Below are 23,017 nucleotides of genomic sequence, written 5' to 3' on the forward strand. Positions count from 1 at the left end.
GTTAAATCACCCCAATACTCTTGACTTCAATGGTCGGAATCAGTTCGTTATAGGACAGGACGGGTACATCCGGGAAATACCGTTCTGTCAATTGACGAACAAACATCCGAATACTTGGTGATGCCAAGACGATTGGCTGAGCCCCGTACCGTTCGAATTCTGCCGTCAATTCATTTAATGATTCGATGAAACGTGTTGCTTTATCAGGATCAAGTGCCAAATAATTACCGAACTCTGTTTTTTGGATCGCTGACTGGATATCCATCTCCAGCTCACTCGATACCGTCACGACGTGTAAGACGTCTCCTTGCAAGACCTGTTCCGTGATTTGTCGTGCCAAGGCTTGACGGACATATTCAGCCAGCAAATCACTGTCTTTCGTCACAGTGGCATAATCAGCAAGTGTTTCGAAAATAAGCGGCAAGTTTCGAATCGAAATTTTTTCTTTTAACAACTGAACGAATACTTTTTGTAATTCGCCAACTGACAACAATTGTGGTGTCACTTCGTCGACTAAAATCGGATGCGACTCCTTCAAATGATCGACCAGTTGTTTCGTCTCTTCCCGACCGAGTAAATCGGCCGCATGTTTTTTCAAAAGTTCGGTTAAGTGCGTCGCGACGACAGACGGCGGATCAACGACCGTGTATCCGGACATCTCGGCTCGGCTTCTCGTCCGCTCGTCAATCCATAAGGCCGGCATCCCGAACGCGGGTTCAACCGTCTCGATCCCTTGAATTTCCGGATCATCGACACCGGGACTCATCGCCAGATAATGATCGAGCAACAATTCACCGGTTGCCATCTCACTACCCCGGATTTTAATCCGGTAGTGGTTTGGCGGGAGTTGCAGATGGTCGCGAATCCGGACCGTCGGTAAGACGAACCCGAGTTCAAGTGCCAGCTGTCTCCGGATCATGACCACCCGGTCGAGCAAATCGCCGCCTTGTGCTTCGTCAGCGAGCGGGATCAAACCATAACCGAATTCAAACTCAATCGTATCGACATTCAAGAGTGAAATGACCGATTCGCTCGATCGTAGATTTTCAGCCGGTGCCTCTTCGACAGCGACTTCTTCCTGCGCTGCTTTTGACGTTCGTGTCAATCGCCAAGCGAAGAAGGCTGCTGCAGCCGCGACAGGAATCGTCACGTAATCGGGAATCGCTGTAAAAAGACCTAACAGGAAGATGGCGCCGGCTCCAATCATGACGAGCAAAGGGGTCCGCGAGAGCTGTCCAATGATGTCTTCCCCTAGGTTTCCGTCAGAAGTCGAGCGGGTAACAATGATACCGGTTGCAACGGAAATCAATAAGGCTGGGATTTGACTGACCAGCCCGTCACCGACCGTCAATAAGGTGTATAAGCTGATTGATTCGGTCATCGGTAACCCTTGTTGGACGACACCGATAATCATTCCGAAAATCAAGTTGATGATGACGATGATGATACCGGCAATCGCATCTCCTTTAACGAATTTTGATGCCCCGTCCATCGCGCCGTAAAAATCGGCTTCTGACTGGATTTTCTGACGGCGTGTCCGAGCCTGTAATTCGTCGATCATACCGGAGTTCAAATCGGCATCAATCGCCATCTGCTTTCCGGGCATCGCGTCGAGCGTAAAGCGGGCCGATACTTCCGATACCCGCTCCGATCCTTTTGTGATGACCAAAAACTGAATCAAAACAAGAATCAGGAAGACAACGAATCCAACCAACGCGTTTCCACCGACAACGAAACTACCAAATGCTTCAATGACTTCTCCACCGTTCCCGTTCGAGAGAATCGACCGGGTCGTCGAGACGTTAAGTGCCAATCGGAACAAGGTCACGATCAGTAAGAGTGTCGGGAAGACCGAAAATTCCAATGCTTCCTTCGCGTTCATCGCGACAAGTAAGACCATTAAGGCAATTAAAATGTTGATAATGATAAGAAAATCAAGTAAAAATCCTGGCAGTGGAATGACGAGCATGAAGACAATCATAATGACGCCTAGCAGGACAGATAAATCTCGTGTTGAAATGGTCATGATGCTTCATCCTTTCATTTCGCTTGTTTCATTTGATAGACAAAGGCGAGTGTTTCAGCGAGTGCCTGATAAAATGATTCATCCACTGCCATTCCTATTTCTGATTTTGCGAATAATGCTCGTGCGAGCGGTCTATTTTCAATAATCGGGATCTCAGCTGCTGTCGCCTTCTCCCGAATCCGGAATGCGACAGCATCCACTCCCTTAGCGACGACGATTGGTGCGGCATGTTTGCCGTCATCATATTGAATCGCGACGGCGTAATGGGTCGGGTTCGTGATGACAACATCAGCGTTCGGTATTTCCTGCATCATCCGCCGCATCGCCATCTCCCGTTGTTGCTGTTTGATTTTCCCTTTGATTTGCGGGTCACCTTCCGTATTCTTATGCTCATCCTTTAAATCCTGTTTACTCATCCGAATCGACTTTTCAAAATCGAATTTTTGATAAGCGAAATCGAGGACGGCAAGGACAATCAACGCAATACTGACCGAAATTCCCAACAGGAAAGTCAGATGACCGATAATCGCCAGGGCGTCACCAATCGGTTCTGACGTCAAACGTGAAATTTCTACTTTGTTATTCCATAAAACGGTTCCGCTCGTCACACCGATGACAAGTAATTTAAAAACGGATTTTAAGAATTCAATCAATGCTTTCATGCTGACGATTCGTTTGACCCCTTGCAGCGGATTGATCCGGTCGAGTTTCGGTTGAATCGATTCCGTGCTGAGTAAGGCTCCAATTTGTACAAAATTCCCTAAGATACCGATAACGACGGCTGTCAGAAAAAATGGGGCCACGAGAATACTCATTTGGACCAACATTTCAATCATCACTTCCTGGACGCGTCCTTCTTCGACAGCGACTAAAACGGTTTGCGCACTCAGCCCATCTTCTAATACCATGACGAACCGTTTGCCTAGAAACGGACCAAAGAAAAATAAAATCAGAAACATGCCAAACAACATCAAACTACTCGTTAAATCAGCTGACTTTGCGACCTGACCTTTTTTTCGAGAATCATCACGTTTTTTTGGCGATGCTTTTTCCGTCTTTTCACCTGCAAAATACTGGAGGTCAAGCGTTAATGTATATTTTCCCATCTCAACCTCCTAGTAATTGAATCGCATCGGACAGTACGTCTTGTAACAACGGAACAAATCGGGAAATTCCAGTGATGGTCGCTCCAGCGAGTAAAAATAGAATCGCGTAACCCATCAATAACTTGACGGAAAATCCAATTGCAAAAATATTGAACTGTGGTGCGGTTTTTGCTAAAAAACCAAGCGCCAAATCAACTAAAAACAAGGCAACAACAAGTGGCATCGCCATTTGAAGGGCCGTGAGCATAGCAAGACCCACGACACGAACGACTAAGCTCATGCCGGCTTCTCCGGAAACATTAATCGCACTACCGGGCGGAAAGATTTGAAAGCTCGTATAAATCCCGTCCAGTAAAATTAAATGCATATCGGAAGCCAGCAATACAAGGAGTGTCATCATGTAAAAAAATCGCCCGACAATCGGCGATTGCCCCCCAAACATCGGATCATATGCCGAGGCCATGGCAAGACCCATCTGTAAATCAATGATCGATCCAGCCATTTGTGGCGCATACAGTAAAAAACTCGCAAGTAATCCGAGTGCTAACCCGATGATGACTTCTGTTCCCATGCGAAAAAAGAAATCGATGTCATCGACTTGAACGGTCGTCTTAACCGCGTAACTGGCAAAATAAGCAAGTCCGGCAGCAATTGCCAGCTTATGCTGGGCAGGTAACTGCTTTGATGAGAACAAAGGCGCAGCCACTAAAAATCCGACAAGCCGACCAAATACAAGTAAAAAAACACTGACAAAGGACAGTAACGTCATTTCCGTGAAACCTCGGCAATCTGTTTGAAAATTTCAATAGTAAACGTTTTGAGCTCTTCCATGATCCATGGTCCAAAAAAGACGAGTGCTAGAAAAACGGCAACAATCTTTGGAACAAACGATAAGGTCTGCTCCTGAATTTGAGTCGTCGCCTGCAAGATGCTGACGAGAAGTCCAACGACGAGTGAGACGAGCAAGAGCGGTGCTGACACCTTTAACAAGGTCCATACAGCCGAACTGGCTAATTGAATAATCATTTCCTGCGTCATGTCGTCCCTCCCTATCGCATGCTGACGAGTAGTGATTCGACAATCAAATGCCAACCATCTACTAAAATGAACAATAATAATTTAAACGGTAAGGCAATCATGACCGGCGGTAACATCATCATCCCCATCGACATCAAGACACTCGAGACGACCATATCGATGACGAGGAACGGGATGAAAATCATGAATCCAATTTGAAATGCTGTCTTTAACTCGCTGATAGCATAAGCCGGTACTAACGCGACAAGCGGAATATCTTCGACCTTCTCTGGCTTCTCGTAATTGCCATACTTCAAAAAGAGTTCTAAGTCATTGCTTCGCGTGTACTGAGACATAAAACGTTTCATCGTTCCGCCGGCTTGATCAAAAGCTTCCTCTTGACTAATTTTATCGTCCATGTACGGCTGTAACGCCGTCGTATTCAATTCCGTTAAAATAGGTGCCATGACAAACAATGTGATGAATAACGCCAGTCCGACGAGCAGTTGGTTCGGCGGTGTTTGTTGTGTCCCTAAAGCAGAACGTACAAAGGATAGGACGACGATGACCCGTGTGAAACAGGTCATCAAAATCAATAGCGACGGTGCTAATGATAAAAGCGTAAGTAAGACCAGTAATTTGATGGAAGTCGCCGTCCCGGACGGCGTATCCAAGGAAATCAAGTTTTCAATCGTCGTCATGACCGTCCTCGTTTCTTCTGGAACTGATCCAGCTGTTGCTTAAATGATTCCAGAAACGGAGATGCGGTTGACGTATGTGCTGAGCTATCGGATGTATCCGTTGCTAACCATTCATCATCTTCTTCAATCGTATCAAGCAGTTCAACATTTTGACCGACACCAACAACATAAATCTTACCGTGCACCCTCACGAGCTGAACGGATCGATCTTTGCCAAGCGGGACACCTCCGAGATGAGACAGGCGGCTCGATTGGCGGACTCCTTTTGTCCGCTCATTGATGAAACGGACGGCTAGAAGAAATCCACCAATCAAAACTGCGAGTGTCACGACGATTTTGACGACCGTGACGACTGTCGATGACCCGTCGACCTGTTGTGTTGTAGGTTCATTGTTCTTAGATGGATTGAGCTTCTCTTCTACTGTTTCGGCACCGACCGGATGCGTCAGCAGGAACAGGAGAAGACAGGTCAAACAGGTCAGTCTTCTCATGATGAAATGGTTTTCGAAACGGCTTCGAGTACGCGGTCAGCCTGGAACGGTTTGACGATGAAGTCTTTTGCTCCGGCTTGAATCGCATCGATGACCATCGATTGTTGACCCATGGCAGAACACATGATGACTTTAGCAGCCGGGTTAAACGCTTTGATTTCTTTCAGTGCTGAAATCCCGTCCATTTCCGGCATCGTGATGTCCAATGTAACGAGATCTGGCGTTAATTCTTTATACTTCGAAACGGCTTCCCGACCGTTTTCTGCTTCTCCGACGACGTCATAGCCGTTCTTAGATAAAATTTCCTTAATCATCATTCGCATGAAAGCTGCATCATCTACAATCAAAACTTTTGCACTCATCCTATTTCCTCCTTAGAACATCCGTAGACGTTCTTTTGTATTGACGATCTCTGTAATACGGACACCGAAGTTTTCTTCGATGACAACGACTTCTCCCGTTGCAATCAATGTATTATTGACGAACACGTCAACGGGTTCTCCTGCTAATTTATCCAGCTCAATGATCGAGCCTTGTGTCAGTTCTAAAATATCCCGAACGGATCGGCGTGTCCGCCCCAGTTCGACCGTAACATTCAGCGGTACATCGTAAAGCATCCCGATGTTGCCGGGTGGACCCTCTTGTTGTACTTCCGAAAATTGTCCGAATTGGACAGGACTGACGCCCACCGGCTCTTTTTTCTGTTCCGGCGGTGCTTCATACCGGGGTTCTGGTGGCGGCTGAGGAGCAGTCGCCTGTTCCCGGACCGGTTCTTGTGAACTGGTTGGAGCGGTTCGCGCTGATTCAGTCGTTGTCGTACTGGCACTGAATAATTTCTGAATCAATTGTTTAGAAAAATCAAGTGGTGCCAATTGGACGATTTTCGAGTCGATCAGCGTTCCGATTTTCAAATCAAATTCGATGATAACCATGCTCTCCCACAACGAGAAACTATCGACGATACTTTTTTCTTGTGAGAAGTCGAAAATTTCGACTGCAGGAGGTGAGATATCAATCCGCATCGAGAAGACGGTCGACATCGAGGTCGCTGCTGCCCCCATCATCTGATTCATCGCTTCCTGAACGGCAGACAGCGCAATCGGTTCCATCTCAAGACTCTCGTCCACGACACCGTCTCCACCCATCATCAAGTTCGCAATGACGGACGCATCCCGTTGTGTCAAAATCAAGACGTTTTCTCCTTTGAATCCCTCTGTATATCCGACACGAAGGGCGACGTGCGGAATCGGATAGCGGCTCCGCAATTCTTCCATCGTAATCATCCGGACATGCGGCGTCGTGATTTCGACTTTTTGATTTAATAACGCGGACAGGGCTGTCGCAGAATTCCCTAACGAGATGTTGCCGACTTCTCCGAGCGCGTCAATTTCCATCTCATCCAGTTGATGTAAGTCCTCTGTCGAGCTGGTATCGGTTGGTTCTTCAGCCGATGGGGTTCCACGTAATAATGCATCGATTTCATCTTGCGAAAGCATATCGCTCATGTTATTCCTCCTCAATTCGTTGTAAGACTTGTAAAGCGAGATGCTTCCCGTTCAGACCAGGCCGCGCTTTGAACATTTTCCGATCATCGACGAACAATTCAACCGGATCGGATGTACGTGTCTGGAGGGACAGGCAATCGCCTACCTCGAGGTGTAACAATTCTCCAAACGAAAGTTCCGTCTGGCCGAGCACTGCTTTCAAATCGACGATGGATCCCATCAACTGTGTTTGCATATGTTCTGACTCTTGGTTATCGGCTGACTTTCGTTTCTCTTGTTGCATCCAAAAGTGACTCGATAGTTTCGGGATGATCGGTTCGAGTGTCACGAACGGCAGACAGACGTTAAGCGTTCCGCTCACTTCTCCGACCGTCACGTAGATCGAGACGAGAATGACCGTTTCATTCGGTGAGACGAGTTGAAGAAATTGTGGATTGATTTCCAAATCATCATACTCGGCTTCGATTTCGGCAATCGATTCCCACGCTGCCCCGTACTGGACAAAGGCGCGTTTAAACAACTGCGTCAAAATCCGGGTTTCGATTTCCGTTAAGTTCTCAATCTTATTCATGCCCTCCCCCGGGCCACCGAGTAACCGATCGAGCATCGCATAAGCAATGTTCGGATTCACTTCGAAGATCACCCGTCCGTCTAACGGATGAAGGTTCACCAGATTGATCAGCGTCATATTCGGAATGGAATGAATGAATTCATCATAAGGAAGTTGTTCAACCGTATTGACCGTAAACTGGACGTATGTTCTGAGCTGTGCTGAGAAATGGGTCGTCAAGACTCGTGCGAATTGTTCATGAATCCGCGTTAAGTTTCGCATTTGGTCTTTTGAGAATCGCAACGCCCGTTTAAAGTCGTACACTTTCACACGACGTTCTTCTTCTTGACTGCGTATTTCCTCGACTTCCATATCTCCGCTTGAAATGGCTGATAGCAGGGCGTCAATTTCATGTTGTGATAATACTTCGCTCATGCGGCCACCTCACTGGATGATTTTTTTCGTCGTGTAGACACGTTGAACATCGCCTTCTTGCAGAAGCTTTTTAAATTGCCCCCGTAATTTTTCTTCGAGTTTTGCCATGTCCTGCTTGGAATCTAACTCCTGTTTTTTCATTGAAGCGAGATCACCTAAGATGATATTGTTGATTTGGAATTTTCGTAATTCCAATTCTTCTCGAGTCGCCGCGTCATCCGTGACGATTGTAAATTGAACATTCAAGAAACGTTCGTCTGCGATATTCGTCGTTAAATCGTCCGTCTGAAAGCTTCGTTCTTCGAGCTCCGCGCCTGTCGGTTGTTCCACCTTCGCTTCGGTCGGATCACTCGTCAACAAATATTTCGAAAGCATATAACCGGCGCCCACCATCATGATGGCGACAACAATCATGATGAGTGGTAATTTTAATTTACTCTTCTTCTTTTCTTCTGCCATCTTCGAGCCTCCTAGCACTGTTCAAGCCCGTTAAACCGACTTGTCGGTAAAAATCGATTGTGGCGGCTTTTACCTCTTCTAGCGTTTCTTTAACGACATAAGTCTGTCCCCCGACCAACTGAATCGTCGTATCAGGTGTCGACCGGACCGCTTCAATCAAAATTGCATTTAAGACGAGCGGTGTTTCACGCAATGTCGTCAGTGTAATCATCGTTTCAGGTTAACGAGTTCTTCTAAAATCTGATCGGATGTCGTGATAATCCGCGTATTCGCCTGGAATCCGCGTTGCGCGATGATCATTTCCGTAAATTCCTCTGATAAATCGACGTTTGACATCTCGAGTGTACCGGAAGTCAATTGACCGAGACCGTTTGTACTTGGCGTAGCGGATGTCGGTTGACCCGAGTTCTGAGAAATCGCATACATATTCGAACCGGACTTTTCAAGACCACCCGGGTTCGGGAAGTTGGCCAATGAGATGTAACCTGCTTGCTGAAGCTCACCTGCCGGATCGACATACGTGACAAGACCGTCTTTCGCAATCGAAAGATTTTGTGCGTTGGCTGGGATATTGATCGTCTTGTAGTCCCCACCCAGCGGAATCGTCGGTTGACCTAGTGGTCCGGCATTGTTTGAACCGATAACATAATTCCCGTCTCCTGTTACTAAATTCCCGTCAAGATCCGTGTAAAAGTTTCCTGACCGGGCATAACGGACACCGTCAGCCGTTTGAACCTGGAAGAATCCTTCACCTGAGATGGCAACATCCAATGTGCGGCCTGTATTTTGTAAAGCTCCTTGGTTTGAAACACTGTCAACGGTAGCCATGGATGCTCCGAGTCCGACCTGTTTCGGGTTTGCCCCACCGACACCCCCGCCATTGCCTGATGCCGAACCGACAGATTGACTGACAAGATCTTTAAACGTGACACGGCCTTTTTTATACCCAAACGTATTAACGTTGGCGATGTTATTCCCGACGACATCTAACTTGGTTTGGAAGTTCTTTAACCCACTGATTCCTGAATACATTGAACGTAACATTATTTTTCCTCCTTTGGTTTGATCTCTGTCAGGTCATAGACACTGACACTTTTTCCGTTCGATAATTCAGCGAGGATATCGACTCCGTCGCGTTTGACGCTGAGAACGTTGGCCGTCTCTTTGACAGTTGATGTCACATCGGCTCCTGTCGCATCTTTTGTGACGGTTTCACTCTCATAGCTGACTTTCTTTCCAATCAAATTACTGTAATTCATCAAAGCAGCAGCATGCTGATTTAACATCATCGTCTCAATCCCTTTACCGATCGATTGCATCTGTTCAAGAGAAGAAAACTGAGCCATTTGGGAAATGAACTCCTTGTCTTCCATCGGTGCCGTCGGATCTTGATTGGATAATTGGGCAATCAGGATTTTCATGAACATGTCTTTATCCATCGAATTACTGGACGGCACTTTCGTTTTATCCGGTAACTGATAAGACGACGCATCATTTTTGACGGAATCAGTCATCTTCATCCTCCTCTAGTTCTTCTTCGTACGGTGTTGGTTCTTCCTGCTGACGTTCCCGTCGTTCTTGCGGCAAACCTTGTTCAAAGTCTTTGACACTCGCTGCTAACATCCCGGTTTCGACCTTCACGAGTGGTGCTTGTGGTTGCAACGACGTATGTAACTTTCCGAGTTGCTGATCGAGCAGTTGTTTCGCTTGTTCCGTCGCCGCAAAAAGCTTCACCGTCAGTAACCCGTCTTTTTTATCCAACTGAATGACGACCTCACCTAACTGTTCTGGATACAACCGGATTGACATACGTGTTGAACCGTCTGCCCCTTTCAAAAAAGGTGCTTGTTTCATCGCTGCTTCAATGCGTGACGTGAGTTGCTCGTCAACACTCGAATGCATAACTTGCGGGCGAACAATTGCGGGTCCCACACTAGTCATTCGTTCAAGTTTTAGTCCGGTCAGTGGTGCTGGTTGTTCCTTCCCTTCCGGATCCGCAATCATCGGCATGGATTCAATTCCCTTTTTAGTCAAGCCGGCAGCTTTCAAGATTGGTGTCGATGGCTCAGAAGATACAAGGCGGTTCAAAATCGACGGCACAATCGCCTCTTTTTTGACCACTCCATCATCACTCAATGCTGGAGGTAAGGCGGCTACTAACGGCACCGACATGAGCGGAGACGGCAGGATAGTTCCTGAAGGATCCGTCTTGTGTGTGACAGGCGCATTCTTTTCAACCGGTAATTCATTTACTTTTACATGTTCTTTAGCGGTCCCGACAACAGTCGACATAGCGGCTGTCAGGACTTGTTGGATCGAAGCAGGAAATTGTTCGAATAACTCCAATGCTTGCCCTGACTGACCGTCTTGAATCGTTTTGATGAACTGAATCAGTTGCATCGCTTTTTTTGAATCATGCGTCATTTTTTCCACATCGGGTTGTTCCAAGAGTTGTAATACTTTTTCCGGCTGTGCCGTCAATTGCTCCACCAACGGTTTGACTTCAAGATCTGTCGTTCCTTCAGTCGGCATCGTTTGCGAATCAAGTGAATGGTTCTGTCCGGTCTCAACTGAAGGTTGTACTAAATATTGGAGCAATGAAGCAAAATTCCCAACTCCGCTTGCCGGCAGCTCTTTCCCGTTAAACTTTGTAAGCGGTTTAGCCGTTTGTGTTTGCTGTACATCCGTCAAGTTCATCTTATTTACTCACCCCTTATTGGACTGCCAACAATTGTGTCAAGGCCGCTGCTTTTTTAGGATCCATCTTTGCCATGATCGCCGCTTGTTGCTCGGCATCAATTTCTTTAATGATCGTGACGACTTCCGTCGGACTCAATTCGTTAAAGATATTAGCCGCATCTTTTGGTGTCATTTCTGCATACACATCCGTCACATCAGCCGTCTTTTTTGGAGCCGGTTTATCTGCAGCTGCCGGTGTAGCCGGCGTGTTTTTCAACCGATCGCGTTCCGCTATCAATCGGACGACTTCCTGCTCTTTCGCTTGGATCAGTTCTGCCTGATCCGTCGTCTTCGCCCGCAGCTTTTTGATTTCAGCATTCGCTAATTTCAGGCGTTGTTCAATCTCCGGGTTTTTTGAAGTCGTCGCTTTTGTGTCCGCCACTTCTTCTGATGCAAAAGGCAGTGAGAAAATCGGCCGCCCGTTGGCATAATTTAAAACGAGATAGGCTGTAAACAATAACAATAACAACGGGATAATCAATAAGGGCAAAATCCATTGTTTTGATGATTTGGTTTCACTCATGTCGTTCGCCTTCTTCCAAACTGCAATAATGCTAATTCATCCATTTGATTCTGTTCCACGAGGGCCAGTGTCCGCCGGCTTTCTTCTAATTGATTCGATTGCAGTCGTGTAAATTTCTTTTCTTCAATCAACGCCTCTTTTAAATCGACTTGAGCCCGTTCATACTGATTTTTCGCCTGGGTGACATACAATTGTTGGCGTTCAATTTGTTGCTTGACGACATCTCGTGCCCGTTCCCGGTATTGAGACGCAAGTAGTTCAACCGTGCCGGTTTCGTTTTGTGCTTTCAAGAAGGCCTCATAACGAACGAGCAGATGATACAGCTTCTCGACCTCGATTTCGTATTGCTTCTTTTTTTCAGCAGTGTGTTTCGAAACACGATCCTTCTCCGCTTCCGCTAAAGGAATGATGCGTTCATATATGGTTTTCATTCGTGAACCTCCCTTAACGGATTGTCGAAATCAGACGACTCATTCCATCTTCGAAATGACTTTTTTCTTCGACACGTTGTTTCAAAAACCCAATCAATTCAGGATACTTTTCAACAGCCCGGTCAATATCTGGGTTCGTACCACTTTTGTATGCACCGATATTGATCAAATCTTCCGCATCAAGATAGGTGGACAATAACTGTCTGAACGAAATGGCACTATCCTTATGTTCAGTCGAGGTAATTTGATTCATGACCCGGCTGATGGAACGTAAGATATGAATCGCCGGATATTGTCCTTTGTTGGCCAGATTCCGGTCAAGAACAAAGTGACCATCGAGAATCCCGCGGACAGCATCTGCGATTGGTTCATTCATGTCATCCCCATCCACTAAGACGGTATAAAATGCCGTGATGGAACCTTCTGTCGTTTTCCCGCTTCGTTCCAACAGTTGCGGAAGTAAGGCGAATACACTGGGCGTATATCCCTTTGAAGCAGGCGGTTCGCCGGTCGCAAGACCAATTTCACGCTGGGCCATGGCAAATCGTGTGACGGAATCCATCATCAATACGACATTTTTTCCTTGATCCCGAAAATATTCAGCAATGGCCGTCGCCGTATACGCTCCTTTGAGTCGGACGAGTGGCGGCTGATCACTTGTCGCTACGACGATGATCGAACGGCTCATCCCTTCCTCACCTAACTCTGCCTCAATAAACTCTTTCACTTCACGGCCCCGCTCACCAATCAAGGCGATGATATTGATATCAGCCGTTGATCGTTTGGCAATCATACCGAGTAAAGTCGATTTACCGACACCGGATCCTGCAAATAAGCCGACCCGTTGACCTTGTCCGACGGTCAATAAACCGTCGATGGCACGGATTCCTGTCGATAACACCTCATCTATCCGCGGACGATCGAGTGGACTTGGCGGTTTCCGGACAATCGAAGTCGTCCGTAAATGTGCCAGTGACTTGCCGTCCAAAGATCGTCCGAGACCGTCGAGGACAGTTCCAATCAGATCGTCTCCGACCGGAACATGAAGCGGTTTGCCGGTCGCAATGACAATCGATCCCGGTGCGATGGCCGTCGTCTCACCATACGGCATCAGTAAGACGTGTCCTTCCCGAAAACCGACGACCTCTGCCTCGATTTCGTCGCCACGATGAATCCGGATCAAGCACCGTTCTCCGATCGCAACAGCCGTCGGGCCACGTGATTCAATCATCAACCCGATGACTTGAACGACTTTACCGGAATGCTCGACCAGCTCTTCCCGGCGAACATCTCGTATTGCAGCTTGCAGTTGCTTGAGCTTATACATCACGTACCACCTCGTTAAGTTGTTCCATCAATCTTTGATATCCGATTGACAGTCCGCCTGTGATGGCACCGTTCTCCGAGTCAATCCGGAAGTCACGTGCCGCCAGTTCCGGATCGATCCGTAAACTTATGGTTGCGCTCCCGCCTAAAATCGTCTGTAACCGTTCATCCAGCAGGACAACCCGTTCAAAGTCTTCGGCTGAAGTGTAGACGATTAATTTTTCACGGTCTCTGAACTGAAGAATCAACTGGTGAATCGTCTGATAAAGCGCTTCTTCATCTTTATCGTGGAGCTGCTCCAAAAACTGGTGTGTCAACTGAAGAGCCAGTGCACACAATTCATCTTCCATCAGGATGATGCGTTCTGAAAACATCTGTTCGAGCCGGCTTGCCAGTTGATTCGTCTCTTCAATCCGTTCTTCGTACTGTAAATGTCCAGCTTGTTGTCCCGACTGATAACCTTCTTCGTAACCACGTTGTCTCGCTTCTTCAAGTACTAGGAGCCGCTCTTGCTCCAGCACAGCCTGACGCGCTTGTTCCTGTTGTTCAATCAACCGTTGCTGTTGCTTTAGTTGCGCTTGTCCTTCTCGCATCATCTCTTCATAAGAAACAAGCGGTTCGGTTTCCATTACTGGTTCGGTTTCTGTCTGATGAAAAATCGTTCGTTGCGTCCGGTCGAAGACAACTTGACGTTTAATGACGTTAGACAACGATATCATCTCCTCCACCACGGGCTACCACGATCTCACCCATATCTTCTAGACGACGGATGATGCCGACAATCCGGCTTTGCGCTTCTTCGACGTCCCGTAACCGGACAGGTCCCATGAACTCCATATCCTCTTTGAACGATTCGACCATTCGTTGCGACATGTTGCGGTACACCATTTCTTTGACGTCTTCCGACGAGACTTTAAGTGATAGTAACAAGTCTTCATTCGAAACTTCGCGGATAATCCGTTGGATGGCCCGGGCGTCAAGCGTAACGATATCCTCGAAGACAAACATCCGCTTCTTGATTTCTTCCGCCAACTCCGGATCCTGAATTTCGAGTGTATCGAGAATCGTTCGTTCCGTCGTCCGGTCGACACCGTTCAAGACTTGAACCACCGCTTCGATTCCGCCAGATTGAGCATAATCCTGCATTCCCGCTTGTGATAAATTCCGTTCGAGAATCTGTTCGACTTCACTAATGATTTCCGGGTTCATCCGGTCCATCGTCGCAATTCGTCTCGCGACATCGGACTGGGCCTCTGCCGGCAGTTCTGACAAAATTTGTCCCGATTTAACCGGGTCCAGATGCGCCAATACTAGAGCAATCGTCTGCGGATGCTCATTTTGAATGAAGTTCAGCAATTGTTTCGGATCTGCTTTACGGGCAAACTCAAACGGTCTGACTTGGAGCGTCGATGTCAAACGATAAATGAGTTCCATCGCTTTCTCTTCCCCTAATGCTTTTTCCAAGACCGATTTAGCAAATCCGATACCACCTTGCGTGATATAGTTTTGTGCTGTCGCTAGTTCATGGAACTCTTCCAATACTTCAAGCTTTTCCTCCGGATCAATCCGCTTCATGCTCGAAATCTGTAATGTCAGCCATTCCATTTCTTCTTCGGATAAATGTTTATATACGCTGGCCGCGACTTCCGGTCCAAGCGAAATCATTAAAATAGCGGCTTTTTCCCGACTACTCATCTCTAACTTCTTCATTTCATCAATCCTCCGCTAACCAGGTGCGTAACAACTTCGCAAATTCATCCGGATTGGATGCGGCAAGCTTCTCAAGCTGTTTCCGTTTAACCGCTCCGTCACTTGTGTCCTCTGTCGACAGTTCAGGAACTTCTGTCTCGATTGGTGTCCATTCTTCCAGTTCCTCAATTTCAGCTGTTTTTCTTCTACGCATCAAGAGGAAGATCGCTCCGATTACGACGAGTGCTGCGGCACCTAATGCAAACCAGACCCACATCGGTGTTGTTTCCGTTGTGACTGTCTGTTTTGGTGTCTCGGCAAACGGTCTTGACATGACGACGACTTTATTCGCAAGTTCTGCATCGGTCAAGGTCGTTTTCGCATCGGTCTTCGTCAATGAAGTCCGGATGATTGAATACATCATCGTCTGCAAGTCCGTTTGAAGTTGCGGATCAATCTGATTTTGTCCTTTAGGTGGCTCGACGATGACTTGAATTCCTAAATCACGGATTTCATAAGGAGCACCGGTAATCTGTTTTGTGATTCGATTGACTTCGTAATTGATGATGTCGTGTGTCTTCTCGCTTGTGTCTCCTGCCGTCCCTGTACCTTGTGGGAAGTTAATGGTCTCATTCTCACCAGTTCCTGCAGTTCCTTCATTAGCCGCTCCTGTATATGCTTCGGCGACTTTCTCTGCCGATGTCACAATTCCCTCGATTTTATCGGGATCCACCGGTTCGACCAGTTTTTGTTCTTCCTGACGTTGCGTGACATCGACGTCTGCCGTAACAGAAACCAATGCCTTTTGTGGACCAAGAACAACCGACAACATTTGCTGAATTTGTTGACGCAAATCTTTTTCTGTTGTTTTCTTCAGCTGCATCGGATCTGTTCCGCCCGCAGTCTGTGCTCCCTTGCCCGGTTCATAATACGTAAAGTACTGATCCATGATGGTAATGTTTTCTTCTTTTAAATTCGGAATACTTTTCGCAATCAGATGATACAACCCTTGAACGGTCTGCTGATTCAAGTCACTGCCGGCACTTGATGTCAAGACGACCGAGACGGTTGACGTCTCTTCTTTATCTGATAAGAAAACACTTTTTTCCGGTAATGTAATCATGACCTTCGCAGCATCAATCCCGTTGACTTGCGTGATCAGATTTTCTAATTCCGTCTGCATCGTGTCCCGCTCGAGAATGTTCATTTCCTTATCTGTTGTTCCAAAACCGGCGTTTTCGCTAAAGAAGGAATAATCGATTTGACCTGATTTAGGTATTCCAGCTGTCGCCAACTCCACTTTTAAGTTTTCGGCACTTTCTTCCGGTACAAGAATCGTTACACCGTCAGTCCCACTGACGACTTCGGACTGTACACCATCTTCATTTAATTTCTCTGTTACCTGCCCAGCCTCTTGTGGCGACAACTTTGAGTAGAGTGGTGTCATCGTTGGTTTACTTAACCAAATCGCTGCAACAATGATCGCAGCGATTAAAAATAAGATGATTCCGATGATTGTTGCCTTTTTGACGAGCGACCATTCCTGCCATGTCATTTTTAATGCGCCAAAGCGCGTTTTTAGTCCTTCATTCATCAAACATCTCCCACGCTTTCCTTAACAATCACAGTTGCATACGCATCATTTCTTGGTATGCTTCGATGCCTTTGTTCCGGACTTCGATAGCGAGTTGCATAGAAAGCGATGCTTCTTCTGTTTTGATCATGATGTTATGTAAGTCCGTCGTTTTCCCAGTCGCAAGATCTACTCGTGCCTGCGAAGAAGCTTGTTGCGCTTCATTCAGACCGTTCATGGCTTGACTGAGTACTTCACTGAAATCACTTGGTGTCGTTTTGGCAACAGATTGAGACGGTAAGACCATCTGCATGCTTTGAATCGGTTGAATCGCCATCGTGTCATCTCCTTCATTACTTGCCGATTTCCATCGCTTTGACTAACATTGCTTTTGTTGCATTTAACGCCGTGACATTGGCTTCGTAAGAACGCGTCGCCCCCATCATATCGACCATTTCCTTCAATAAATCCACATTCGGCATTTTAACGTAGCCTAATTCATCTGCATCGGGATGATTCGGATTGTATTCCAGCTTAAACGGTTCCTGATCTTTTCGAATCTCACTGACTGTCACACCAGTACCTGTCTCTTTTAAGACGGCCAGCTTACGGGCATACGGTTGCCACTCTCCGTTGACTAGCTCACCGCGTGTCGTCTGGGCATTGGCAATATTAGCAGAGACGGTATCAAGTCGCAGCCGCTGTGCCGTCAGTCCTGTTGCCGATGTATGAAAACCTGAAAACATACTCATGGTTTAACGTCCTCCTCGGATAACAGATTGAATTCCAGAAAATTTCCGGTTCAATTGTTCGACCAATGCTTCGTACTCAATTTGATTGCGTGATAATTCAGACATTTCGAGGTCAATATCGACTCCATTTCCATCGTTACGCATAGCAGACGATTGTTCAACGATACTTCCTGAAGTGCCGATTGTCGCGTGTCGTTTTAAACTCATCTTCATTTCTGAGTCCAAGACATCACCAAACACGACACGTTTTGCTTTGTATCCGGGCGTATCGACGTTCGCAATGTTTGTTGAAATTACTTTCTGCGCTGCCACCGTCCGATCGACGGCCTGTGTCATTGTTGCATAATCTGAACCAAGCCAGTTCATCATTCAACCTCCACCCCTATTTATCTCGTAAAACTTAGTATTATACCGTAAGCGGTTAGTAACATATCTGAAATAATTGAAACAAATAGGTCAATGTTTGAAAAGAAGTTTTTTGAAAAAGAGGGGAATGAGATGTTAATATTTCGCTTTTTAAACCCTTTTCTTATAAAAATGATAAATAATACCTATAAAAAAAAGAAGACCTAGTACATTACTAGGTCTTCTTTATAATTCTAGCTTTTCCTTTTTTTAGTTCGATTTAATGCGCTCTAACTCATAAAGGAAATTGTCATTTAAAATTTTGATATACGTCCCTTTCATCCCGAGTGAACGGGACTCGATGACACCGGCGCTTTCAAGCTTACGCAGGGCATTGACGATGACGGAACGGGTGATACCGACACGATCGGCAATTTTAGAAGCGACGAGTAATCCTTCGTTTCCATCCAACTCTTCGAAGATATGTTCGATTGCTTCAAGCTCCGAATATGATAAAGAATTGATCGCCATTTGGACGACGGCTTTTTTCCGCGCCTTATCTTCCGCTTCATGGGCTTTCTCGCGTAAGATTTCCATTCCGACAACCGTTGCCCCGTATTCAGCAAGCACTAAGTCTTCTTCATTAAAGTCTTCGAGCATCCGGCCAAGGACAAGTGTTCCAAGCCGCTCCCCGCCACCAATAATCGGAACGATCGTCGTTTTTGAGGTTTCGAACATATCGCGGTTATCGATCGGGAACGCTGTGTGCTCACTGTCAATCGCGATGTTCGCCGTCGTTTCCGTGACGTTAAACAATTTTTTGGTGTAATCTTCCGGGAACTGGCGCTCTTCGAGGAATCCACGAATCCGTGCATTCTCGATTTGTTGTTTGATTGCAATCCCTAACAACTTTCCACGACGGCTGACGATAAAGGTATTTGATTCCATGACTTCGCTTAACCGATCTGCCATGACCTTAAAGTCGACATGTGTGCTTGCTTCTTGTTGTAACATCGTGTTGAGCTTTCGTGTTTTTGCCAGTAAATTCATGATTTTCTTCCTCCACTTATAAGATGAACTGACTTAAGTCACGATCATCTGCTACTTTTCCGACGCGGTCCATGACATATTGTGGTGTGATGGTGACGTCTGTCTCCGGCATCTCTGCCGCTTCAAACGATAATTCTTCTAGTACACGTTCCATGATGGTATATAAACGGCGAGCACCGATATTATCTGTTTCATCATTTACTTGTGCCGCAATCCGTGCAATTTGACGAATCGCGTCTTCGGTAAATGTGACATGGACTTGCTCTGCACCAAGCAAAGCTTTATATTGCTTGAGCAACGCTTGATTTGGTTCTGTCAAAATTTTGACGAAGTCATCTTCCGTCAGACTGTCGAGTTCGACACGAATCGGGAAACGCCCTTGCAACTCCGGAATCAGATCGGATGGTTTTGCCATGTGGAAAGCCCCGGCTGCAATGAATAACATATGATCGGTCTTCACAGGACCGTACTTCGTTACGACAGTCGAACCTTCAACGATTGGAAGGATATCACGCTGGACACCTTCGCGCGATACACCGGCACTGTCTTGTCCCTTCGTGGCAATCTTATCGATTTCATCAACGAAGATGATCCCCATCTGTTCTGCACGACGAACGGCTTCATCATGGACTTCATTTAAATCGAGTAAACGTTCTGCTTCTTCTGCGGTCAAAATCGGACGTGCCTCTTTAACGCTCAGCTGACGTTTTTTTGTTTTTTTCGGCATGACTTGTCCGAGCATATCCTGCAGATTCGCAAGACCTTCCATGCCTTGTTGTCCGGAGAACAAATCCATTTGGCGTTCTTCAATGTCGACATCAATCATGCGGTCTTCTAGTTGACCTTGGAACAGCTGTTGTCGAATGACGGAACGATCGGCGGTGTCATTTGCAGTTTCTTGTTCAGGCGGTTTTTGATTGCCACCGAACAACATCTCGAATGGATTTCCTCCACCAAGACCCGTCGACGATTTTTTACCGACAAGTGCATCCACAATCCGTTCATTCGCGACCGCTTCAGCCCGTTCTTTTAAAGCTTCCTTCTTCTCATCCTTGACGAGGCGGAGTGAAGCTTCGACTAGATCACGGACCATTGATTCAACGTCCCGGCCGACATAACCGACTTCTGTAAACTTCGTCGCTTCAATTTTAACGAACGGTGCGCGGACCAGTTTAGCAAGTCTACGGGCAATTTCTGTTTTCCCGACACCGGTCGGTCCGATCATCAGGATATTCTTTGGTGTCACTTCATCACGCATGCTCGGATCGAGCAGTTGCCGGCGGTAACGATTTCGAAGTGCAATCGCGACGGCTCGTTTTGCGTCTGCCTGACCAATGACATGTTCATTTAGTTTTTCCACGATTTGTCTCGGTGTAAATTCATGCATCTGCACTTCCCCCAATCGTCTCTAAAATGATTTGATCATTTGTGAATACACATAACTCTCCTGCTGTTTCAAGAGCTGCACGGGCAATTTGCTCAGCCGTCATATGTCCGGCATGCCGAGCAAGTGCACGACCCGCCGCGAGAGCATAGTTGCCGCCTGAACCGATGGCTAAAATGCCGTCATCCGGTTCGATGACTTCTCCATTACCGGAAACAAGCAGTAAATGTGTTCCGTCCATGACAAGCAACAAGGCTTCGAGTTGGCGTAACATTTTATCGCCGCGCCATTCCTTTGCTAATTCCACGGCTGCCCGTTGCAGGTTCCCGTTATACATCTCAAGTTTTGCTTCAAACTTTTCGAACAAGGTAAACGCATCAGCTACACTTCCGGCAAATCCTGCAATCACTTTTCCACCATAGAGACGCCGGACTTTTTTTGCACTTTTCTTCATGATGACTTGATTACCGAAAGTCACTTGTCCGTCTCCGCTCATGGCAGATTGACCGTTATGTTGAATCGCAAAAATCGTCGTTGCATGAAACATGCTATTTCCTCCCTTAGGCACGCGGATGCGCTTGCTGATAAACATGTCGTAGCCGCTCCGTCGTGACGTGTGTATATTGCCCTGTCGTCGATAATGAAGCATGCCCAAGCAATTCTTGCACCGCTCGTAAATCTGCTCCACGTTCCAGTAAGTCGGTCGCGAAACTATGTCGTAAAGCATGTGGTGTCACATGTTTCGATAAAAAGGGGTCTGCCTTTTTTAAGATTTTCCGAATCCCGTCCGTTGTCAGACGACGGCCTGAACGGGAAAGAAAAACGGCTTGTTCTTCGTCCTCAGTCGGTTGTCGTTCCGCCAAATAGTCGGTCAAGGCTTTTCTCGCAAATGACCCGATCGGTGTGATCCGTTCTTTTCGTCCTTTTCCGTATACATGAACATATTCCAAGTCCGAATCTAAATCTTTTACGTTCAATCCGGCTAATTCACTGACACGCATCCCTGTTGCATACAGCAACTCAATCAATGCCACATTCCGTACACCCAGTGCATCTGATGTCCGGAAGACTTCTAAAAATCGTTCGTATTCTGATGGGACTAAAAACGTCGGCAGCGTTTGGACACGTTTTGGTGCCTTTAATCCTTCAAATGGATTGACATCATTCGTATCCCGTGTGATAAAACGCCCGAACTGTTTCAAACAAGATACTTTTTGAGCGATCGTTGCTTTAGATGCTTTTTGATCATAAAGAGCAAACAAATAACGCCGTGCAGTTGCCAATTCAATCGATCCCAGCTGATGATCGAGGCAAAAAGCGGCGTATTGTCGAAGTGTTTGATCATAAGAACGGCCCGTATTTGGAGATAATTGACGTTCGATGTGTACATACCGTAAAAACGATTTTCGCAGTACGTCAAACTCTGAGTCTACTCCCATGGCTGAGCCCCCTTCTAACCATTTCATACTCGAATCGCCCTTAGCATAGCACACCGTAAGTAGTCTGACAATAGACCAAAAATCGGAAAAATGACAAAATTATCACGCTTTTATGACAAATTAAGAAATGGGAGAAAAGAACGCTGAATTGCGCCTTCTCCCCCATCCCATTTACATATCGGTAAAGTCTTTAATCGCTTCTAACGCCCGCTCGGCAAGGAGCGCGTATTTTTCCGGTTTCTTCATACGACCTGTCTGTCCGACAAGTCCTGGTACCAATCCGAAGTTTGCGTTCATCGGCTGGAAGTTCTTTCCTTCTGTCGTCGTGATGTAATGTGCCATTGCACCCATCATCGTCTCTTTCGGGAAAGCGACCGGTTCCGCCTCATTGACGAGACGTGCTGCATTGATTCCTGCCGTCAAGCCGGATGCCGCTGATTCAACGTACCCTTCGACACCTGTCATCTGACCGGCAAAGAACAAGTCATGGCGTGTCCGTGTTTGATACGTAGGTTGCAACAGGTTCGGTGAATTGACGAACGTATTCCGATGCATGACACCGTAACGGACAATTTCGGCATTTTCAAGACCAGGAATCAAACGGATGATCCGTTTTTGTTCGCCCCATTTCAGATGCGTTTGGAAACCGACGAGGTTAAACAACGTCCCGGCGGAGTTATCCTGGCGCAATTGAACGACGGCATACGGACGTTCACCGGTTTTTGGATCTTCAAGACCAACCGGTTTCATCGGTCCGAACAACAAAGTCTTCGGTCCGCGCGATGCCAGTACTTCAAACGGCATACACCCTTCGAAGTAGATTTCCTTCTCGAATTCCTTTAAGGGAACGACTTCTGCTTTGATCAACTCGTTATGGAAATGCGTAAACTCCTCTTCTGTCATCGGACAGTTCAAGTAAGCCGCTTCCCCTTTATCATAACGTGACTTTAAATACACCTTATCGCGGTCAATCGTATCGCCGTCAAGAATCGGTGCGGCAGCATCAAAGAAGTACAGATAATCTTCTCCGGTAAACTGCTTCAGTGATTCAGACAAAGCGGCACTTGTGAGAGGACCTGTCGCGACGATGGTCGGACCATCCGGAATCGCTTCAAGTTCTTCATGATGAACCGTGACGTTCGGATGATTTTTTAATGTTTCCGTCACATATCCGGCAAAGTCATGCCGATCAACAGCAAGCGCTCCGCCTGCCGGCACACTCGCAAGATCGGCAGCTTTGAGGATTAATGAGTCGAGTTGACGCATTTCTTCTTTTAATACGCCGACTGCATTCGTCAGTTGGTTCGCTCGAAGTGAGTTCGAGCAGACGAGCTCGGCAAACTGATCCGTATGGTGAGCAGGTGTCTGCTTGACTGGTCGCATTTCATATAAATCTACTTGTACACCGCGTTTCGCAAGTTGCCATGCTGCTTCAGAACCTGCGAGTCCGGCGCCGATTACGGTTACCCGTTTCAT

General features: G+C 46.8%; 28 protein-coding genes. All 28 read right to left on the minus strand.

The window, feature by feature from the left end:
- Nucleotide 1 precedes the first annotated feature (1 nt).
- Nucleotides 2-2,026, minus strand: a complete 2,025-nt coding sequence (gene flhA / locus R7V76_RS04845; RefSeq protein WP_318091470.1) for a flagellar biosynthesis protein FlhA — start codon at nt 2,024-2,026, stop codon at nt 2-4.
- Between the two features lie 14 nt (nt 2,027-2,040).
- Nucleotides 2,041-3,132 (minus strand): flagellar biosynthesis protein FlhB, encoded by a 1,092-nt coding sequence (gene flhB, locus R7V76_RS04850; protein ID WP_318091471.1) that lies wholly within the window; start codon nt 3,130-3,132, stop codon nt 2,041-2,043.
- 1 nt (nt 3,133) lies between these two features.
- Nucleotides 3,134-3,901 carry a flagellar biosynthetic protein FliR gene (fliR, locus tag R7V76_RS04855; RefSeq protein ID WP_318091472.1) on the minus strand — a complete coding sequence of 256 codons (768 nt, stop codon included), beginning with the start codon at nt 3,899-3,901 and terminating at the stop codon, nt 3,134-3,136.
- Nucleotides 3,898-4,170 carry a flagellar biosynthesis protein FliQ gene (gene fliQ / locus R7V76_RS04860; protein ID WP_012370733.1) on the minus strand — a complete coding sequence of 91 codons (273 nt, stop codon included), beginning with the start codon at nt 4,168-4,170 and terminating at the stop codon, nt 3,898-3,900. The genes fliR and fliQ overlap by 4 nt, the downstream gene beginning before the upstream one ends.
- Nucleotides 4,171-4,181: 11 nt before the next feature.
- The gene (fliP, locus tag R7V76_RS04865) at nt 4,182-4,850 is read right to left on the minus strand and encodes a flagellar type III secretion system pore protein FliP (RefSeq protein WP_114595506.1); all 669 of its coding nucleotides are present in this window, start codon (nt 4,848-4,850) and stop codon (nt 4,182-4,184) included.
- Nucleotides 4,847-5,341 carry a flagellar biosynthetic protein FliO gene (locus R7V76_RS04870; RefSeq protein WP_318091473.1) on the minus strand — a complete coding sequence of 165 codons (495 nt, stop codon included), beginning with the start codon at nt 5,339-5,341 and terminating at the stop codon, nt 4,847-4,849. The genes fliP and R7V76_RS04870 overlap by 4 nt, the downstream gene beginning before the upstream one ends.
- Nucleotides 5,338-5,703 (minus strand): response regulator, encoded by a 366-nt coding sequence (locus R7V76_RS04875; protein WP_012370736.1) that lies wholly within the window; start codon nt 5,701-5,703, stop codon nt 5,338-5,340. Before R7V76_RS04875 ends, R7V76_RS04870 begins: the two co-directional genes overlap by 4 nt.
- A 12-nt stretch (nt 5,704-5,715) precedes the next feature.
- Complete coding sequence (gene fliY / locus R7V76_RS04880; protein ID WP_318091474.1) at nt 5,716-6,846, minus strand: flagellar motor switch phosphatase FliY; 1,131 nt, start codon at nt 6,844-6,846, stop codon at nt 5,716-5,718.
- A gap of 1 nt (nt 6,847) precedes the next feature.
- Nucleotides 6,848-7,831 (minus strand): flagellar motor switch protein FliM, encoded by a 984-nt coding sequence (gene fliM, locus R7V76_RS04885; RefSeq protein WP_012370738.1) that lies wholly within the window; start codon nt 7,829-7,831, stop codon nt 6,848-6,850.
- 9 nt (nt 7,832-7,840) lie between these two features.
- Complete coding sequence (locus R7V76_RS04890) at nt 7,841-8,290, minus strand: flagellar basal body-associated FliL family protein (RefSeq protein WP_318091475.1); 450 nt, start codon at nt 8,288-8,290, stop codon at nt 7,841-7,843.
- On the minus strand, nt 8,265-8,501 hold the full coding sequence (locus R7V76_RS04895) for a flagellar FlbD family protein (RefSeq protein WP_026828015.1): 237 nt from the start codon (nt 8,499-8,501) through the stop codon (nt 8,265-8,267). The genes R7V76_RS04890 and R7V76_RS04895 overlap by 26 nt, the downstream gene beginning before the upstream one ends.
- Complete coding sequence (gene flgG, locus R7V76_RS04900) at nt 8,498-9,334, minus strand: flagellar basal body rod protein FlgG (protein ID WP_318091476.1); 837 nt, start codon at nt 9,332-9,334, stop codon at nt 8,498-8,500. Before flgG ends, R7V76_RS04895 begins: the two co-directional genes overlap by 4 nt.
- Nucleotides 9,334-9,804: a flagellar hook capping FlgD N-terminal domain-containing protein gene (locus R7V76_RS04905; protein ID WP_318091477.1), complete on the minus strand. Its 471-nt coding sequence runs from the start codon at nt 9,802-9,804 to the stop codon at nt 9,334-9,336. Before R7V76_RS04905 ends, flgG begins: the two co-directional genes overlap by 1 nt.
- Nucleotides 9,797-10,987 carry a flagellar hook-length control protein FliK gene (locus R7V76_RS04910; RefSeq protein WP_318091478.1) on the minus strand — a complete coding sequence of 397 codons (1,191 nt, stop codon included), beginning with the start codon at nt 10,985-10,987 and terminating at the stop codon, nt 9,797-9,799. Before R7V76_RS04910 ends, R7V76_RS04905 begins: the two co-directional genes overlap by 8 nt.
- Before the next feature lie 16 nt (nt 10,988-11,003).
- Nucleotides 11,004-11,552: a MotE family protein gene (locus R7V76_RS04915; protein WP_318091479.1), complete on the minus strand. Its 549-nt coding sequence runs from the start codon at nt 11,550-11,552 to the stop codon at nt 11,004-11,006.
- The gene (locus R7V76_RS04920; protein WP_318091480.1) at nt 11,549-11,983 is read right to left on the minus strand and encodes a flagellar export protein FliJ; all 435 of its coding nucleotides are present in this window, start codon (nt 11,981-11,983) and stop codon (nt 11,549-11,551) included. Before R7V76_RS04920 ends, R7V76_RS04915 begins: the two co-directional genes overlap by 4 nt.
- A 13-nt stretch (nt 11,984-11,996) precedes the next feature.
- The gene (gene fliI / locus R7V76_RS04925; protein WP_318091481.1) at nt 11,997-13,310 is read right to left on the minus strand and encodes a flagellar protein export ATPase FliI; all 1,314 of its coding nucleotides are present in this window, start codon (nt 13,308-13,310) and stop codon (nt 11,997-11,999) included.
- Nucleotides 13,303-14,028 (minus strand): FliH/SctL family protein, encoded by a 726-nt coding sequence (locus R7V76_RS04930; RefSeq protein ID WP_318091482.1) that lies wholly within the window; start codon nt 14,026-14,028, stop codon nt 13,303-13,305. Before R7V76_RS04930 ends, fliI begins: the two co-directional genes overlap by 8 nt.
- The gene (fliG, locus tag R7V76_RS04935; protein ID WP_318091483.1) at nt 14,012-15,019 is read right to left on the minus strand and encodes a flagellar motor switch protein FliG; all 1,008 of its coding nucleotides are present in this window, start codon (nt 15,017-15,019) and stop codon (nt 14,012-14,014) included. The genes R7V76_RS04930 and fliG overlap by 17 nt, the downstream gene beginning before the upstream one ends.
- A 4-nt stretch (nt 15,020-15,023) precedes the next feature.
- Nucleotides 15,024-16,592 carry a flagellar basal-body MS-ring/collar protein FliF gene (fliF, locus tag R7V76_RS04940; RefSeq protein ID WP_318091484.1) on the minus strand — a complete coding sequence of 523 codons (1,569 nt, stop codon included), beginning with the start codon at nt 16,590-16,592 and terminating at the stop codon, nt 15,024-15,026.
- 28 nt (nt 16,593-16,620) lie between these two features.
- Nucleotides 16,621-16,908: a flagellar hook-basal body complex protein FliE gene (gene fliE / locus R7V76_RS04945; RefSeq protein WP_026828005.1), complete on the minus strand. Its 288-nt coding sequence runs from the start codon at nt 16,906-16,908 to the stop codon at nt 16,621-16,623.
- A 16-nt stretch (nt 16,909-16,924) separates the two neighbouring features.
- Nucleotides 16,925-17,323, minus strand: a complete 399-nt coding sequence (gene flgC, locus R7V76_RS04950) for a flagellar basal body rod protein FlgC (protein WP_318091485.1) — start codon at nt 17,321-17,323, stop codon at nt 16,925-16,927.
- A gap of 3 nt (nt 17,324-17,326) precedes the next feature.
- Complete coding sequence (gene flgB, locus R7V76_RS04955; protein WP_318091486.1) at nt 17,327-17,689, minus strand: flagellar basal body rod protein FlgB; 363 nt, start codon at nt 17,687-17,689, stop codon at nt 17,327-17,329.
- Between the two features lie 249 nt (nt 17,690-17,938).
- On the minus strand, nt 17,939-18,718 hold the full coding sequence (gene codY / locus R7V76_RS04960) for a GTP-sensing pleiotropic transcriptional regulator CodY (RefSeq protein WP_012370753.1): 780 nt from the start codon (nt 18,716-18,718) through the stop codon (nt 17,939-17,941).
- A gap of 16 nt (nt 18,719-18,734) precedes the next feature.
- Nucleotides 18,735-20,105, minus strand: coding sequence for an ATP-dependent protease ATPase subunit HslU (gene hslU / locus R7V76_RS04965; protein ID WP_318091487.1), 1,371 nt, complete (start codon nt 20,103-20,105; stop codon nt 18,735-18,737).
- Nucleotides 20,098-20,694, minus strand: a complete 597-nt coding sequence (gene hslV, locus R7V76_RS04970) for an ATP-dependent protease subunit HslV (protein ID WP_440137040.1) — start codon at nt 20,692-20,694, stop codon at nt 20,098-20,100. Before hslV ends, hslU begins: the two co-directional genes overlap by 8 nt.
- Nucleotides 20,663-21,541: a tyrosine-type recombinase/integrase gene (locus R7V76_RS04975; RefSeq protein ID WP_318091488.1), complete on the minus strand. Its 879-nt coding sequence runs from the start codon at nt 21,539-21,541 to the stop codon at nt 20,663-20,665. The genes hslV and R7V76_RS04975 overlap by 32 nt, the downstream gene beginning before the upstream one ends.
- Nucleotides 21,542-21,712: 171 nt before the next feature.
- Nucleotides 21,713-23,017: an FADH(2)-oxidizing methylenetetrahydrofolate--tRNA-(uracil(54)-C(5))-methyltransferase TrmFO gene (gene trmFO / locus R7V76_RS04980; protein ID WP_318091489.1), complete on the minus strand. Its 1,305-nt coding sequence runs from the start codon at nt 23,015-23,017 to the stop codon at nt 21,713-21,715.

The sequence above is a fragment of the Exiguobacterium artemiae genome, from assembly GCF_033342815.1.
Taxonomy (GTDB): Bacteria; Bacillota; Bacilli; order Exiguobacteriales; family Exiguobacteriaceae; genus Exiguobacterium_A; species Exiguobacterium_A artemiae_A.